Raw genomic sequence first — 15,676 nt, 5'->3', positions numbered from 1 at the left:
GTAGGTAAGCTCAATTAAATGTAAAATAGCTTAATCTGTGTAACCCATACTGGACGAGGGTTTGACGGTTCAAAAACTTGCGGCATTTTACAAATGATTAGTCCCTCCTACTTAAGCCCCTTGCCTGTCCTTATGCCCTTGTTGATTGCAATATCTAGATCGAGAAGCAGTCCCATTTAAATCCCCCAGAATCTGGTTGAATCTGCATTAGGGCAGGGTATAGGCGAGGACAAATCGCTCAATTCCGGCGAGGTCGGGATAATGTTGAATGCGGTGATACTGTCCCTGGGCCCGGAGGAGATCCGCTACGGTGGGAGCTTGGCCCGCCATTAATTCCACCAGCCACAGTCCATCGGGTTTGAGGAACTGGGGGGCAGTGGTGATGAGATGGCGCAGGGCGGTTAAGCCGTCATCTCCCCCATCAAGGGCGAGATGGGGTTCGTGGTCGCGAACTTCGGGCTGTAATTGGGCCAGGTCGCGGCTGGGAATGTAGGGGGGATTGGATACCATGGCGGCGATGGTTCCGGCTTGATTGTGCAAGGGGGTCCACCATTGGCCGTGATGCCAGGTGATGCGATCGCTCAAACCATTCAATTCGCCATTCTGACGGGCGATCCCTAACGCCGCCGCACTGCAATCCACCCCATGCACGATCGCCCCCGGCAACGCCTGGGCCAATCCGAGCGCGATCGCACCACTGCCCGTGCCCAAATCCACCCAGATTCCCGTTGCTAACGAGGAGGATTGCGCCACTTGTTCACAGGCAATCTCAATCATCAGCTCCGTTTCCGGTCGGGGAATCAACACCGCCGGCCCCACCGTGAGCCGCAAATGTCGCCACACCATCTGCCCCGCTAAATATTGCACCGGCACTTGCGCCTCTAGCCGTTGTTGCCACAGCCGATCCAACGCTGCCCGATCCCACTGCGTTGCGATCGCCCCCTGCCCCCGATAGGTTCCCAATCGCAAACTCAACCGATCCAAGCCGATCAACCCCTGAATCAGCCAATCCACTTCCCCCGGATCAACAGAAACAGCAGCAGCCGTTTGTTTCGCCTGCTGCTGCCAATCCCAAAGGTCTTGTCCAGTGATCATTACCTTTTGATCGCTTAATTACCAGCGTTCACCCGTTGGAGGGCTTCACTCGATGGCACCAAGAAAATTTGCTGCAAGCCCGGTTGGTTACTCCGTTCCCAATTGGCCAAGATCAGTTCAAGGGTGCTGACTTCAATCGTCACTTGATCCGAGTTCGCGGGTAAAGCTGAACTTTCCCGGTAGCGTTGGGCTAAGGCATCAGCCTGTTGCTTTGAAAAATAGAAGGGGACAATCGGCTCGCCATTTTCCTGTTCCAAGGTGAGATAGACACTATTGGCCGCATTGGCGGGATCGTTCACCCGCACCGCGAACAGGGGCACGCCTTGCAGTTCACGATCCGCCGGTAGCAGCGTTTGGGCCAGCTCCACCTCTCGTTGATCGGGAATATAGACAAAATCCACATCATCTTCGGACGCACCACCATTTTGGGCAGCGAGCATCCGTTGACGCTCAATGGTATAGATTTCCTTCATCGATACCGGAATCACCTGCACCTCACCATTGAAATTACCATTACCGGCTAGAACCCGTTGGCGAAAGGCATCCGCATCATTGGGATCGATAAAAACCCCGGCAAACAGTTGATTTTCCACACGGGCCACGAGGGGCGCACCATTTTCATCCGTGACAGTAAACACGGGAATTGCTTCGAGACGCTCTTCAATTTCAGCCGGGGTCAAGGCTAAAGCCGGTGCGATCGCAGACAGGAGGGTCGAACCCACCAATCCCATCGACATAACCCAGCGCATCAATCTCTTGTTCATGGAAATCCTCTTCATTCTTCTTAGATTCAGTACGAAATAAAATTCAGTAACGTGATATTTACAGTAAAGAATTGCTTGCGATCGTACCCTTTTCCTGTGTCAGTTTCCTGCCCGTCCATCTCAGATAGATCATGCAACCTGCAAAACTAAACACATTATTTCAGCATCACGATCCCATCAGCAACGACCCACCCAAATCATCAAAATAAGGCAGCATTGCCTTCACCTACTCAGACCTAACCCCCCTCAGAATGTTCCGTCTCCCCCCAGCCAGAATCAACCCGAACCCCTCAAAAGGACAGCGAAATCGATCCCCAACTCAGCAGTTCCCATTCAATATCAAAAATCGGGATGACAGGATTTGAACCTGCGACATCCTGCTCCCAAAGCAGGCGCGCTACCAAGCTGCGCTACATCCCGTAATCATTTCACTCTAACGTGAACAGTATAGCGAATCACCTTCAACCTTGCCTAGCAACTTCCCACCCCTGCCGTTAATCCGGATACCAAAACATCCCCTTAATCCCCTCCGGATCGAGAATGAAGCCCAAGCGGCGATAAAAATCCACCACATGGGGATCAGCAAACAGCGTAATATTACTGATATCCTCACCCCGCAGTTTCTTCAGGGTATAGCGCATCAGTGCCTTCCCTAACCCCCGACTCTGATAATCCGGATGAACCACCACATCCCAAATCGTGGCATTAAAGGCATGGTCAGAGGTCGCCCGTGCAAACCCAATTAAACGCCGCTTCGCCCCGCGCTGCTCCCACATCGACACCACCAAAAAGCTATTCTGAATCGCCTTTTTGACCTTCCGTAGGGGGCGACGAGACCATCCCACCGCATCACACAACTCTTCCAACTCGTACAAATCAAGTTCACGTTCCGTGCTGAACACAACCCGCGACTCTTGAGGCATAACCCCCACAGCCTCAACAGGATTAGGACGTTGAGGCGTCGCGACAGAATCTGATTGGCTAAATAAACTTTTCCAAAAACCCATGCCAATGTGGCAGATTGATCAATGCCTAATTGTACGATTTATCCGTCGTGGTCTCACCCCGTTCAGCCTGTGCAGAGTAGGTTGAGGACAACCGTCTAGCACATTCTGCCTCACAGAAATCAACACGGTTAAAGCCCCAGTGATGACCTGGATTCGGACAGGACACAATAGGCAAGATGATAGCATAAGTAACAGACTCCCGACACTCATGCTGAGCCTAGAGTCTGAGCTTCTCTATCCCGGCCTTAAGACTGAGCATTTTCGTTGTCCCAATTTTCCGGCGGTTCCTCCAAAATTCCATCCCGCGTCGATGGCGTTGTTTAGACTAGACTGATGCTATTGAGATGATGAACCTGTCTGGAATCCTCATCATGCTCCTTTTTAGTTCCCCTTACGGCGATTGAGACGACTATGGCGGCGGGTTTAAAACCATCCACTCTCAGCCTTCTAAAACGATTCAACCAAGCATTTCCGCAGTTTTATGAACAATTCGTAAGCAGTGAAATTCAACTGCAAAATTTACGTCTTGCCTATCGCCTCTACCGGAACAAGCTGGCCATTATTGAAGTGCGGCCCGAAGGCTCCAAAAGTGCGCTGCATTTTGCCTATCGTAATCAATCGTTTCTCCTGAGTGATATTTTCGGCGTTCTGGCGGCCTATGGGTTAACGATTCACAGTCTGAATCTATACGGTCAGATTAAGCCACCGATGCTGGTGTTCATCAAACTTGTGGTGTCGCGGGGGAATAAGGCACTATCGGATAAGACGGCGGATAATGTTTGTCGTGCGATTCGAGAAGCCTTGGCGGGCCGGTTTGAAGTGGAAGAAATGCTGGCGGTGGAGTTTAATCTAGATGCGGGGCTGGAGCAGGTGGAGACGGAGTTTTATGTTGATCCGGTGTTTCACTTGCCCGCGTTGTTGATTGAGGCGGATAACCAGCCGGGTTTGTTCTATAAGGTAATGTATGCCATTTGGCAAGAGGATTTGCTGGTGGTGAATGCGAATTTGTTGGTGTGGCGGGGGCGAACTCGCTTGATTTTGTATTTGCTGGGCCCGAATGAGAGTTTGATTCCGGAATATCTGGGGCAAAAGATCGCCGAGAGTGTGCGACAGCGATTGCTGGGAGAGTAGGGGGTTTCTAGACTGAGGGGGAGGCTTCAGGCTAGGATATCGCTATGGAAACCATTGAGCTTTTTGGGGTTTCGCATACCTACGAATTCACCCCTGCATCGCAGTCAGATCGGCCAGTTTTGGTATTTATCCATGGCTGGTTGTTGAGTTATGAATATTGGCGGCCCTTGGTGGAACAGTTATCGGGGGACTATGGATGTTTGTTGTACGATTTGCGGGGGTTTGGTCGGTCGGCGGGCCTGGGTTCGGCCGGTTCAGAGTCAAGGGAGCAACCGGCGTACACGCTTCAAGCCTATGCTCGTGATTTGATGGCGTTGTTGGATCATCTTGAGCTGCGGGAGGTGTGGTGTATTGGTCATTCGTTGGGGGGCAGTATTGCGCTGTGGGGGGCGAAGTGTGATGCGCAGCGGGTGCGGGGGGTGATTTGTCTGAATTCGGGGGGGGGGATTTTTTTAAAGGAGGAGTTTGAGCGGTTTCGGCAGGCGGGGCAGCAGATTGTCAAGTACCGGGCGCGGTGGCTGACTTGTGTGCCGGGGTTGGATTGGGTGTTTGCGCGGATGATGGTGGCGCGATCGCTCCAACGCCATTGGGGACGACAGCGGCTGTTAGATTTTGTCCGGGCCGATCGCGCTGCTGCTCTGGGGGCTTTGCTCGAAACCACCACGGAAACGGAGGTGCATCGCCTCCCCCAATTGGTGGCTCGATTGTCCCAACCGGTGTATTTTCTGGCCGGACAGCAAGATCAAGTGATGGAACTACAGTATGTCCGCCATTTGGCGAGTTTTCATGGGTGTTTTCAACAGCAGCGGGACAATGTGATTGAAATTCCCGATTGTGGGCATCTGTCGATGGTGGAGCAAACCCCGATTGTCTATCGGCATATTCTCGATATTTTGATGCGCCATCACGGGGATGCCGGTGCTCCCCCGGCGGCCCTTTCCGATCCGGCGATCGCCTGTGAAGAATGATGCGATCGGGGGCAACAGAAGGGCGAGAGTGTGGCACAATGGCCGCTATACGGGCTGTCGTCTAGCTGCGCTGTAACACCAACTCCGTCGCGTCAATTCATGGATATTCGAGTGCAATCCCCGAACGATGGAATGCTCTGACTGTAGACAATCACGATTCAGATATTCCTTAAACTGGCCATAGGATTGTGAGAGTTTACCATCGTTCTACGTTAAACTGCCTAGCAATGTATGATGTCCGGTACAGACGGAATGGCTGCCGTGTTGCCATTGCCATTATCTACAAACAAAAGCTCAACATACAGAAATTGCTTGGGAGAGGTCACCTATGCTACACCGCAAGATTTATCAATTGTGTGCAGATGGTCGAGAAGTTAGTGTGTTCTTGCGGGATCAACAACGATGGATCGAACCGGCTCACATTGTCGATATTGAAGGCGATCTGGTGACGATTCGGTATGAAACGGATGAAGATGACGAGGTGAGTTCTTGGGAAGAGATGGTGCGCCTTGAAAGTATTGGTGCGATTTCTCAGAAGCTAGCCTCTGTCCCTCGGGGTAATACCGAAATTCTTGTTTCTGAGGATTGTCATGAAGCGGAACAGATCCACCCCAATTCAAAGGAAGGGAATGATAAAACGTCTGGATAAGGCGCTGGCGTATCTCTGTGACCTGGCTGCGGGTTGCGCGATCGCTCCTTCTCCCAATTCTTGATCCCTGTCCCCCGACTCCAGACCCCTCATCCCTCCATGCGTAAAACGGCATTAATTACCGGACTGACCGGCCAAGATGGTTCCTACTTGGCCGAGTTTTTACTCGCGAAGGGCTACAGCGTCTACGGCCTAGTGCGGCGTTCAAGTTCGAGTAACCTCCAGCGGATTAGTCACCTCCTCAGTGCGGTGAATATCCTGCCGGGAGATTTACTGGATCAGCCGTCCTTGATGGATGCGATCGACGCGGCCCAGCCCGATGAAATTTATAACCTCGCCTCCCAAAGTTATGTCCCCCTTTCTTGGACTCAGCCCTCCCTCACCGCTGAATACACCGGCTTAGGGGTGGCGCGGTTACTCGATTCCATTCGTCGCTGTAAACCCGATGCCCGCTTCTACCAAGCCTCTAGCAGTGAAGTCTTTGGCCAACCCGCTGAATCGCCCCAACGAGAAGACACCGCCTTTCGCCCCCGCAACCCCTACGGCACGGCCAAAACCTACGCCCACTGGCTGACGGTCAATTACCGCCAACATTACAACCTCTACACCTGTTGCGGCATCACCTACACCCACGAATCGCCCCGCCGGGGTTCGGAATTCGTCTTTCGCAAAATTACCCAAGGCGCTGCCAAGATTAAGCTTGGCCTGGCGGATTCGTTGAAACTAGGTAACCTCGATGCGCGGCGGGATTGGTGCTATGCCCCTGATGCGGTGCAGGCGATGTGGTTGATGATGCAGCAGGATGAGCCGGATGATTACATCATCGGCAGCGGCACGACCCATTCGGTGCGCGATCTCGTGGCCTGTGCGTTTAATACGGTGGGTCTCGATTGGCAGCAGTATGTTTCCGTCGATCCGGCGTTTTATCGCCCCGATGAGCCGGTACAGTTGGTGGGCTGTATTGACAAAATTCAGCAGAAATTAAACTGGCAACCGGAGCATTCTTTTGATCGCCTCGTGGAAGTGATGGTGAAGCACGATTTGGAATTATTGCAGGCGGACAAACGGTAAAGGCAGTCTTGCGGAGGTCAATCTGTCTGGGGCCAAGTCCTCGGCTCAGGGGCTCTATTTTTTGTTAGGTTAACGTAAGTCGGGATAAGCTGAACACCTGATTTTTTCGTTCCTTAGACGGCTGATTCTCTCGCGAAATTGTCCAAAAATCGCCGTAACCGAAGCTTACGTTAGGTTACGGATTGCCACTGTGATCGCGTCACACTTCGGTATTGAGCAGGATTGAACAGAATTTAAGATGCTGTATCTCACATATTTAGATGTCAATAGTTGGTTGATTGAATGGGGCGGGCTGCGGATTTTGGTTGATCCGTGGTTTGTGGGGCCGTTGGTGTTTGGGAATGCGCCGTGGTTTTTTAAGACGGAACGGCGATCGCCCCGCTCCATTCCCGACAATATTGATCTAATTCTCTTATCCCAAGGCATTGAAGATCACGCCCATCCGCCGACCTTGGCACAGTGCGATCGCGCCATTCCCGTGATCGCGTCTCCCACAGCGGCCAAGGTGGTCGAAAAACTCGGCTACGAAACGATCACCGCTCTTCAACCGGGGAAAACCTGGGAGGGCGATACACTTCAAATCCAAGCCGTCCCCGGTGCATCCTTAGGGCCCACCGTGACGGAAAACGGCTACGTGATCACAAACTCAAGCACCCAGCAGCGGCTTTACTATGAACCCCACGGCATGCACTCGCAAACGGTGCAGGCCAGCGGCTCGATTGATGTGGTGATCACGCCGTTGATCGATTTGGCCTTGCCGCTTTTGGGGCCAGTTATTCAGGGCGCGAGTACGGCGCTGCCCCTCGTGAAGGCGATCGCGCCCCAATTCATTCTTCCCACGGCGGCGGGGGGTGACGTGGTGGCCACGGGAATCTTGACGAACCTAATCCAGAGCAACGGCACGATCGCATCCTTCCAAAGCACTCTCCAAGCCCAGGATTTAACCACCCAAGTGATGGAACCGATACCGGGCGATCGCACTCCCATCCCCCTCACTTCCAAGGTGGTATCCCCATGAGAGGGCGTGTGGTGGGCGTGATGGGGCCTGGTGCGGGGGCGACGGCGGCGGATTGTGAACTGGCTGGGGCTTTGGGGCGGGCGATCGCCACGGCAGGCTGGGCGGTGTTAACGGGCGGGCGACCCAGTGGCGTGATGGCGGCGGTGAATCGGGGCGCGAAGCAGGCCGGGGGCATGACGATTGGCATTTTGCCGGGGCGCGATCGCACCCTCGCCGACCCGAATGTTGAGGTGGTGATTAATACCGATCTGGGCTATGGGCGCAATAATATCAATGTTTTATCGTCCGATGCGATCGTGGCCTGTGGGATGGGGTTAGGCACAGCGTCCGAGGTGGCATTGGCCCTGAAAAATGGTAAAGCGGTGATTCTGTTGGGGTGTAATCCCAAGGCGATCGCCTTTTTTCAACAATACGGCGGGGTTCAACTGCAAATTGCGGCAACGGTGGCCGAAGCGATCGCGCAGCTTCGCACCCTCCTCGTCCCCTCGATGGAACCACTAGACGAGGAATTAGACGGTTGATTTTCAAGTTCAGCGATCGCCCTGATGTCGTGACACGTTTTAATTTGTGCAATAGTCAGGAGAGTTGACTTACTCCCCCGTTTAGAAAACGGGGGATTCTGGGATCAAACAGCAATAGCAGGCAACGCCTGTCTGACATCACCTAACCCAATGGCTGAAGCCCCAGCCACTTTAATATTCATCGCCGCATTCTCATCCCGGTCATTCTCTGCCGAGCAACTGGGACACCGCCAATGGCGAGTCTCTAAATCCAGATGCTCCAAAATATGACCACAACTTGAACAGGTCTTGCTCGAAGGGAACCAGCGGTCAACATAGATCACCCGCTTCCCCTTCTTCGTTGCCACCCACTCCAGGATTTGCAGAAACTCCCGAAACGCCAAATCACTCACCTTACGCCCCCAGAGCCGCTGCATCGCCTTGAGGTTCAAGGTTTCAAAACACAGCACATCAAACTGATTCGTCAGGCGGTGAGCCAACTTCCAGAACCAGTCCCGCCGTCGATGGGCAATATCTTCATGCTTGCGGGATAAGTTTAATCGGGCACGTTCCCGATGGGCTGAACCCTTTTGCTTACGGGACAACTCTCGACTCGCTTTGCGAACCGAGTTAAGTGACTGCTTGAAGAACAAGGGGGCATCAATCTTGAATCCCTCAGAACAGGTCAGAAACGTCTTAAGTCCAAAATCAAAACCAGCAATGTTACCTGTCTCGGTTTTGACTTGGGGTTCTGACAGGGTATCTACCGTGACAATCATGAACAGTTCTCCCAAGGGAGTTCGTTTAATCGTCACGGTCTTGACCTTGCCCTCAATGGGGCGAGAGTGCCAATATTGATAGACTTTGTTCCCAATCCTGACCCGGTTGCCACCGAGGAATTTGTACCCAGCTTGCTTGAGGGTGAAGGATTTGTACTTTCGGGTCTTCTTAAAGTTTGGCAGGCGAACGCCTTTTTTGTTGTGTTTGAAGAACAGTTGATACGCTTTCTCAATTCGTTGGCAGATATCCTGTACGGCTTGAGAACCCACCTGCAACCACCAGGGGTTCCGTTTCCGAAGCTTGGCGATGTGTTTTTGCAGTCGGGCGCAGTTCAAGTGCTTGCCCCACATTCGGTAGTACCGTTTGTGGAGGGCAACACAATGGTTGTAGATACGCCCTGCGGCATTGATTGTCCGCTTGAGGTATCTATTCCGCTTATGCTGGTAGAGCTTGAACTTGAGCGTTTTCATGGTTGCTATGATACCTCGGTATCACGGCTGAATAAATTCAGCCCTTCGCTTATATCCCCCGTTTGGAAAACGGGGGCTTTACGCTTTACATTCGTAAAACCTTTTTCTCCGGTGCGTTACGCTTCGCTAACACACCCTACTCAATTCACTATTTTAGCGGTGTCATAGTGCTGGCCGTAGCTAAAACAGGGGTTTGATCCGGCAGAAATTGACAGGCGGCGAGGATGTCCACCAGTTGCACCGTGGGTTCCAGGAGACAAGTATGGCCGCTGTCGGGCAGGATGTGAGCTTGGGACTGGGGGATGAGGGTGGCGAGGCGTTGGGCTTCTTGGGCGGAGGGAAGGAGGCGATCGCGCCCCGCCCCAATGGCCAAGGTGGGGGTTGGAATGCGTTGGAGTTCTGCTGCGCTCAGGTCAAACTCACTGAGCAACGTCACCCGCCACGCTGCCCCGCCGGGGGTTGCCGCCTGCATTGCCGCGATCAAATCATGACGGTTATAGTCCGGCACACGATGCTCTGTAATCAGAAACGGCAACAGCCCTAGAGTTGCCCCATGGTAAAGCGCCGTCGGGAAATGGCGCAACAGTTCCATGGCCCAAGACGTGCCCAGGGGGGATTGAAACGCCGTTGCTGCATTAATCAGAATGAGGCGATCGCAACAATTGGGATGCTGCACCACCATCTGCAACCCCAAACAGGCCCCAAACGACTCCCCGCAAAGATACACCGGTCGCCCCGCCCGCAATGTCTCAACTTGAGCCGTCACCACCGCTGCTAAATCCGGCCAAGGGGTGCGATCCTCTGCGTCAATCCGCAGACAATAAGGCTCAAAATAAGGACGCAATCCGGCCAGTTGACTTTTGTAGAGCGATCCCGTGCCGTCCATGCCCGGCAGGATGATTAATAGGGGGGCATCGGGTTGGGGGGGAAGGGGGCGTAGAAGCTGGAGAGTCTCGGAAAGGGGCATGGGTTCAGGATCAACAACGGGGCAGGGTCACGCATAACTATCATGCAACAGTTGGGCGATTTCTGCATGACAGGTGCGGGTGAGGGTTTTCGCGAGGCGGACTCCGGCGCGACCGTGGTACTGTTGGCGGGTTTCGGGGGTGATCCAAAGGGGGCGGCCAACGGTAATTTTGACCTGCTGATACTGTACCGAGGGATGCCAACCGGGGCGATCAAAGAGGGGTTCGTCGGGGGCGAAAAAATGAAAGATTGAGAAGGGGGCAAAGCGGGGGTTGCAGGTTTCGCGCCGGGAGGCGATCGCGATCGGCAGCACCGCCAAGGGGACAGGAGCTTGATAGGCCAGATGGGCAAAACCACGATGAAACCCTTGTATGGCCTGGGGTGAGGAGAGGGTCACCATCGGCTCGCCCCCTTCGGGAAAAAGTCCCACCACTTGCCCCGCTTGGAGGAAGGCGATCGCTTGCTGACGAAACTGGGGAGGATTGGTATGGGGGGCATCAAGGGGAAAGGCTCCGTAGGCCGCCACGAGGTCTTTAAATAGGGGCACGTGGCTCATGTAGTGATGACAGGCAAACCGCACCGGACGGGCGATCGCCGCCATGATCAATGGCGCATCGAGCAAACTGCGATGGTTACTGATCACCAAAACTGGGCCAGTTTTGGGGCAGCGTTCCCGATGGTCAACCTGGATCGCAATCCCCAAGCTCGATAACAGTCCTTGGGATAATACGAGGGGAAGATCGGCAAACAGTCGAGAATCCATACAACAGGAAAGGGTGATCCTCCCCATCCTAATGTTGAATGAGGGAGAGCAACTCATCGGTGGAAATTTTGCCGCTGAAATCAGCACCGGCCAGCAAACTATCGGCCAAGTCGCGCTTGGTTTGGTGGAGAGCGACAATTTTGTCTTCAATGGTGCCTTGGGCGACGAGGCGATAGATCGTGACCGGACGTTGTTGCCCGATGCGGTGGGCGCGATCGCTGGCTTGATCTTCCACCGCCGGATTCCACCAGGGGTCCATGTGGATCACAAAATCAGCCGCCGTTAAATTCAGACCCGTCCCCCCCGCTTTGAGGCTAATTAAAAACACATCACCATCACCTGCTTGAAACGCATCGACCCGCTGTTTGCGTTGCTTGGCGGGGGTGCTGCCGTCGAGATATTGATAGGCGATGTTTTGGCGATCGAGATAGTCCTGAAGAATGGTGAGATGATCGACAAATTGACTAAAGACCAGCACCTTGTGATCGTTGTCGAGCAATTCAGCTAAGGTTTCGCCAAACTGCTTGAGCTTGGCACTGGGTATCCCCAATTCGGGTCGTACTAATTTGGGATGACAACAGGCCCGCCGCAAGCGCATAATTTCCGCCAACACTTGCAAATGTTTTTGACCCGCTGGTGCATCACTGTCGGTGAGTTTATCGATCGCATCGCGGCGCAGGGCTTCATAAAATGCGATTTCCTCGGTACTGAGTTCCACTTGTAAGGTGACTTCCGTGCGGGAGGGCAATTCTTTGAGGACTTTATCTTTGGTGCGTCGCAAAATAAATGGCTGAATTAAACGCCGCAATGCATTGCGTGCATCTTCATTTTGATCCCGTTCAATGGGATAGGCAAACCGTTGATTAAAACTCTCAAGGGAGCCTAATAAACCAGGATTGATAAAGCGAAATAGGTTCCACAATTCACCTAAGTGATTTTCAATCGGTGTACCGGTGGTGATGATCTTGAAGTTTCCCTGCAACGCCATCGCCGCTTGCGAACGTTTTGTGTCTTGATTTTTGATCGCTTGGGCTTCATCTAAGACAATGGTTGCCCACTGAATCTGAGCGAGCATTTTAGCGACTTCATCCTGTTGGAGTAAGCCATAACTGCACACGAGAAGATCGCAGGGTTCAAGGCTGTCGAGCATCTGTTGGCGATCGCCACTGCCGAAGACTTTCACCCGTAACCGGGGGGCAAATTTTTCTACTTCACTAATCCAGTTCATACAGACTGAGGTGGGCGCGATCGCTAAGGTGGGCCCCGCCTCGCAGCGTGTCAGGATGACGGCGATCGCTTGCAGCGTTTTCCCCAAGCCCATATCATCGGCCAGACAGGCCCCCACACCCCACGCCGCCAGCCGTGCCAACCAGGTAAACCCGTCTAGTTGATAGTCCCGGAGGGTGGCGTTTAAATCCGGTGGTACTTGGGGTTCGAGGCTTTGCGCAGTTTTGATGCGCTGAATATGTTGCTTCCAGGCTTGATCGACTTTGAGCTGCTCGACATCGTCCACCATGCCATCAAGGGCTAAAGCCGCCAAACCATTAATCCGCAGGCCTTTCCCCTTGGGTTCGGCCAAACGCTTGAGCATTGCTAAGCGTTTGCGAAATTCCTCGGTGAGGGCTAAAAACTGCCCATCGGAAAGCTTGACAAACTCACCAGGGGACTCGTCTAACAATGCCATCAGTTGCTGCATCGTTAACACTTGGGAGTCGCTAATTTGCACCTCACCACTGGCCGCAAACCAATCGTTTTTTTGACGAATATTAAATTTAAAATCTCCTAGGCCAAGCTGACGCGAGACACGGAATTTTTCACCTTCGGGCCATTCGATGATGACGCGATCGCCCAAGGCTTGCAGTTGTACCAATAAGGCTAAACAATCGCTCGGTTCTTCAATGATCCATTCCCCCTTTTTGGCTTCGTATTGTTGCAAAATTGGGCAAGCCTGTTTGATGGCCGTAGCTTGTTTCTTTTCGGCACTTAAATTCCGCCGGGTTTGTAACCGTTTGCCCTCAATTTCCGCGATCACCGTTGTTCCACCTTGACCTGGTTTATAGTAGGAACCGCCATCGGCAAAGGGACGCACCAATAGGAACACTTTTAACCCCTCTCCCGCCGGTAATAAATGGACGTGCGGAGTTGCATCGGCGGGGACTTCTTCTGCCGCCACGCCGCCGCCGATGTCAGACTGAATCGTGACGAGGGTTGAAATGGCTGCGATCGCCTGCAACACCTTTGCTTCGGCATGGGCTGGCACATCTAAACAATTGTTCTCGCCCAACAGTTGCGCGATGCGGCGATGATGTTCGTTGATCGCGAGCACCTTCAGCCGGGTGGGGGTTTCTTTGACGGCGATCACCTCCCCATCGTCCGCAAGCGGAGGAGCCAGTTTGATCTGAAGCCGTTCATTGGCCAGACGCTGCACAAACAACTCCGGTTCACCCGCCACCACATCAACGCGCACATTGTCTAGATCAGCCCAAAACACCAGCGGATGCCCCACCAATGCCAGTAACGCCTGATCACCAAAGAAATACTTGGGGGTTCCTGAACCGTAGCGGCGATATTCGGACTCTACTTGCAAGGTTTTAGCAATCTTTCGATCCTGTTCTGTGAGGTAGTCGGGCATCTCACGCACCGATTGAAACCGCTTTAAGGCGATAGATTTACCCTTAGTCCAACCGCCTTTGGGGCTCAATTTTTGCTCGACGGGGTTGAGTTGCCAGTTATCCAGCGAACGAAACTGTAATCGCCACGCCAGACGATAGTGAGAGGCGCGATCGCTCTCAACGGGGGCATCAGGAGACGTTAATTGAGTCAGCGCATCGAGGGAAAGCTCCCACAATTCTCGATGCTGCACAATCTCGATCAGGGGTTGACTGTTGAGCGTTTCGCGCAACCCGGCGGCCACTTCCTGATAAATTTCCGCGCCGTCCAAGCGCACGATTAAGTCTGCCAGTTCGAGGGCGAGCCAACCGTAGTCTGCCGTCGATGCCTGCTGATAGGCCTGCACCAGTTGCGGTGTCAGCCATTGGGAAAGTTCAGGCACATTGAGCCAGTACAAGCTGTAGACTTCGAGCAGAGTAGCCACCCCAACCGTCGGCAGGTTGTAGTCAAAAAACTCGCTCGCCAAATCCGCTACGAGCGAGTTTTGGCCCTGTTGAATTTTCAGCAGCCTTGAAAAGAGTTTGACACTGTGGTGTAGCCAGTATTGAGCCGATCCCCGTTCGATGATCGTGCAATATCCGTGGGCCAGTTGCAAAGCAGCGGGGCTGCCGTCTTTTAACAGGGCAAATAAATAGAGCACTGTGGTGGGGATCTCAAACCACTCCATTTGTGCCGCGTTGGATTTACCGACCAGTTTTAAGCTGTCTTGGTAGTGGGCGATCGCCTCGGTGGTTTGGCCATCCAGGAAAGCGATCGCGCCCTGCAACGCCAACCGCCGATAAGACGGGGGATGTGCTTCAGTCTTCGCTAAAAGCTCCCAGACTTCATGTAAATGGCCCCGCAGCCATAACTGTTCCCCATAGAGCACCACGATATCCGGGGTCACCTGTTGGGTCGCGTACAATTCTTCGAGCCACTCAAAAACCGCCTCAACCTCCTGGCACTGCTGGGCTGCTTCCGTCAAAATCAGGTCGAGACCCAACTGAACAAACTCAGGCGAAAGCCGCTGCATCCAGTCCGGATCAAAGGGATGCTTGAGCATTGACCGCAAGACATCAGAGAAGGTCAGTTTCGGTGTCCAATAGGCTATCCGACGCTCCTCGAATAATGTATCAATGTCTGCTGAATTTTCGCGATAGATGGCAATCCGCAATTCACGCAGCCATTCTTGTTCGGATTGAAAAATTCGCTGTTTGTTGTAATGTTGCCGGATCGGAAATTGGGCATGGATCGCATTGACAATTGGCTCAAACGTGCGCCGCTTGACCGCATCCCGCACCACAACTTCCTGTAACTCCGGCAGACACCGAATCCCACTGCTCTGAGATTGCACCAACATTCCCTGCTTGATCAGCTCGTTGATCCGGGCACTGAAGGTATGTGCCTTTAATGGGGACAGGGGTGGGTCAAATGGCAAATGGATGGCTGCAACATTCCAGCACCTACAGGCTTTGGAGCGATTCACGGGAGTATGGCAAATCGCAAAGAATTGCACCATGGCCCGCTGGGCTGGGTTGAGCTGTGCATAGCGTTGTTGTAAAGGAGAAGATTGGAGGGAAAGGTCAGAAGCCATGGCCAGAGTCCCAAGGATGAAGAGTTGCGTTAAATGCTCGATGCTCAACAATTATCAGCTTAACCATCCCCGATGATCAAACATTAATCCTGAGAACGTCTTCACGATCTTATAATCCGAACTCACAAAACCCAAAAATTGAAAGGCTCAAGCTTGCAAGCTTGAGCCTTTCAACGTCCAAAGTATTTTGTGGGTGCATTTCACTGTGGAAACCCCCCTGCTCCCAAGGAGGGAGAAGGGGCTAGGGGATG

13 protein-coding genes and 1 tRNA gene are annotated in these 15,676 nt (G+C 53.2%); 6 read left to right on the top strand and 8 right to left on the bottom strand.

Annotation, left to right across the window (positions count from 1 at the left end; all coding sequences use genetic code 11):
* Positions 1-207 precede the first annotated feature (207 nt).
* The 4 genes from prmC to SPI6313_RS12630 all read right to left on the bottom strand — a co-directional run bounded on the left by prmC (position 208) and on the right by SPI6313_RS12630 (position 2,866).
* On the bottom strand, positions 208-1,095 hold the full coding sequence (gene prmC, locus SPI6313_RS12645; protein WP_072621321.1) for a peptide chain release factor N(5)-glutamine methyltransferase: 888 nt from the start codon (positions 1,093-1,095) through the stop codon (positions 208-210).
* A 14-nt stretch (positions 1,096-1,109) separates the two neighbouring features.
* Positions 1,110-1,859, bottom strand: coding sequence for a Tic22 family protein (locus tag SPI6313_RS12640; RefSeq protein ID WP_175551133.1), 750 nt, complete (start codon positions 1,857-1,859; stop codon positions 1,110-1,112).
* A 346-nt stretch (positions 1,860-2,205) separates the two neighbouring features.
* Positions 2,206-2,279, bottom strand: a tRNA-Pro gene (locus SPI6313_RS12635).
* Between the two features lie 74 nt (positions 2,280-2,353).
* Positions 2,354-2,866, bottom strand: a complete 513-nt coding sequence (locus SPI6313_RS12630) for a GNAT family N-acetyltransferase (protein ID WP_072621319.1) — start codon at positions 2,864-2,866, stop codon at positions 2,354-2,356.
* 411 nt (positions 2,867-3,277) lie between these two features.
* Here SPI6313_RS12630 and SPI6313_RS12625 point away from each other — a divergent pair, with 411 nt between their 5' ends.
* The 6 genes from SPI6313_RS12625 to SPI6313_RS12600 all read left to right on the top strand — a co-directional run bounded on the left by SPI6313_RS12625 (position 3,278) and on the right by SPI6313_RS12600 (position 8,224).
* Positions 3,278-3,997: a hypothetical protein gene (locus tag SPI6313_RS12625; protein WP_072621318.1), complete on the top strand. Its 720-nt coding sequence runs from the start codon at positions 3,278-3,280 to the stop codon at positions 3,995-3,997.
* A gap of 44 nt (positions 3,998-4,041) precedes the next feature.
* Positions 4,042-4,965 (top strand): alpha/beta fold hydrolase, encoded by a 924-nt coding sequence (locus tag SPI6313_RS12620; protein WP_072621317.1) that lies wholly within the window; start codon positions 4,042-4,044, stop codon positions 4,963-4,965.
* Positions 4,966-5,293: 328 nt separating this feature from the next.
* Positions 5,294-5,614 carry a DUF6679 family protein gene (locus SPI6313_RS12615; protein ID WP_072621316.1) on the top strand — a complete coding sequence of 107 codons (321 nt, stop codon included), beginning with the start codon at positions 5,294-5,296 and terminating at the stop codon, positions 5,612-5,614.
* 99 nt (positions 5,615-5,713) lie between these two features.
* Entirely contained in the window at positions 5,714-6,685 is a 972-nt protein-coding gene (locus tag SPI6313_RS12610) for a GDP-mannose 4,6-dehydratase (protein ID WP_072621315.1), read from the top strand.
* A 238-nt stretch (positions 6,686-6,923) separates the two neighbouring features.
* Positions 6,924-7,703: an MBL fold metallo-hydrolase gene (locus SPI6313_RS12605; protein WP_217650597.1), complete on the top strand. Its 780-nt coding sequence runs from the start codon at positions 6,924-6,926 to the stop codon at positions 7,701-7,703.
* Positions 7,700-8,224, top strand: a complete 525-nt coding sequence (locus SPI6313_RS12600; RefSeq protein WP_072621314.1) for an SLOG cluster 4 domain-containing protein — start codon at positions 7,700-7,702, stop codon at positions 8,222-8,224. Before SPI6313_RS12605 ends, SPI6313_RS12600 begins: the two co-directional genes overlap by 4 nt.
* 104 nt (positions 8,225-8,328) lie before the next feature.
* Here SPI6313_RS12600 and SPI6313_RS12595 read toward each other — a convergent pair whose 3' ends face one another.
* From SPI6313_RS12595 to SPI6313_RS12580, 4 genes are all read right to left on the bottom strand, one after another.
* Positions 8,329-9,453, bottom strand: a complete 1,125-nt coding sequence (locus SPI6313_RS12595) for an RNA-guided endonuclease InsQ/TnpB family protein (RefSeq protein ID WP_072621313.1) — start codon at positions 9,451-9,453, stop codon at positions 8,329-8,331.
* Between the two features lie 148 nt (positions 9,454-9,601).
* Positions 9,602-10,420 (bottom strand): alpha/beta fold hydrolase, encoded by an 819-nt coding sequence (locus SPI6313_RS12590; RefSeq protein WP_072621312.1) that lies wholly within the window; start codon positions 10,418-10,420, stop codon positions 9,602-9,604.
* A gap of 27 nt (positions 10,421-10,447) precedes the next feature.
* Entirely contained in the window at positions 10,448-11,182 is a 735-nt protein-coding gene (locus tag SPI6313_RS12585) for a lysophospholipid acyltransferase family protein (protein ID WP_084669010.1), read from the bottom strand.
* Positions 11,183-11,210: 28 nt separating this feature from the next.
* Entirely contained in the window at positions 11,211-15,425 is a 4,215-nt protein-coding gene (locus tag SPI6313_RS12580) for a DEAD/DEAH box helicase (protein ID WP_072621311.1), read from the bottom strand.
* Positions 15,426-15,676 lie beyond the last annotated feature (251 nt).

The sequence above is a fragment of the Spirulina major PCC 6313 genome (assembly GCF_001890765.1).
In the GTDB taxonomy this organism is placed as follows: Bacteria; Cyanobacteriota; Cyanobacteriia; order Cyanobacteriales; family Spirulinaceae; genus Spirulina; species Spirulina major.
Note: the sequence above shows the minus strand (reverse complement) of the source record. Positions and strands in the feature narration are given on the sequence as shown.

Bases quoted from the DNA above. Each gene is read 5' to 3' on its own strand.
- prmC (WP_072621321.1), bottom strand. From the start codon at position 1,095: ATGATCACTGGACAAGACCTTTGGGATTGGCAGCAGCAGGCGAAACAA.
- SPI6313_RS12640 (WP_175551133.1), bottom strand. From the start codon at position 1,859: ATGAACAAGAGATTGATGCGCTGGGTTATGTCGATGGGATTGGTGGGT.
- SPI6313_RS12630 (WP_072621319.1), bottom strand. From the start codon at position 2,866: ATGGGTTTTTGGAAAAGTTTATTTAGCCAATCAGATTCTGTCGCGACG.
- SPI6313_RS12625 (WP_072621318.1), top strand. From the start codon at position 3,278: ATGGCGGCGGGTTTAAAACCATCCACTCTCAGCCTTCTAAAACGATTC.
- SPI6313_RS12620 (WP_072621317.1), top strand. From the start codon at position 4,042: ATGGAAACCATTGAGCTTTTTGGGGTTTCGCATACCTACGAATTCACC.
- SPI6313_RS12615 (WP_072621316.1), top strand. From the start codon at position 5,294: ATGCTACACCGCAAGATTTATCAATTGTGTGCAGATGGTCGAGAAGTT.
- SPI6313_RS12610 (WP_072621315.1), top strand. From the start codon at position 5,714: ATGCGTAAAACGGCATTAATTACCGGACTGACCGGCCAAGATGGTTCC.
- SPI6313_RS12605 (WP_217650597.1), top strand. From the start codon at position 6,924: ATGCTGTATCTCACATATTTAGATGTCAATAGTTGGTTGATTGAATGG.
- SPI6313_RS12600 (WP_072621314.1), top strand. From the start codon at position 7,700: ATGAGAGGGCGTGTGGTGGGCGTGATGGGGCCTGGTGCGGGGGCGACG.
- SPI6313_RS12595 (WP_072621313.1), bottom strand. From the start codon at position 9,453: ATGAAAACGCTCAAGTTCAAGCTCTACCAGCATAAGCGGAATAGATAC.
- SPI6313_RS12590 (WP_072621312.1), bottom strand. From the start codon at position 10,420: ATGCCCCTTTCCGAGACTCTCCAGCTTCTACGCCCCCTTCCCCCCCAA.
- SPI6313_RS12585 (WP_084669010.1), bottom strand. From the start codon at position 11,182: ATGGATTCTCGACTGTTTGCCGATCTTCCCCTCGTATTATCCCAAGGA.
- SPI6313_RS12580 (WP_072621311.1), bottom strand. From the start codon at position 15,425: ATGGCTTCTGACCTTTCCCTCCAATCTTCTCCTTTACAACAACGCTAT.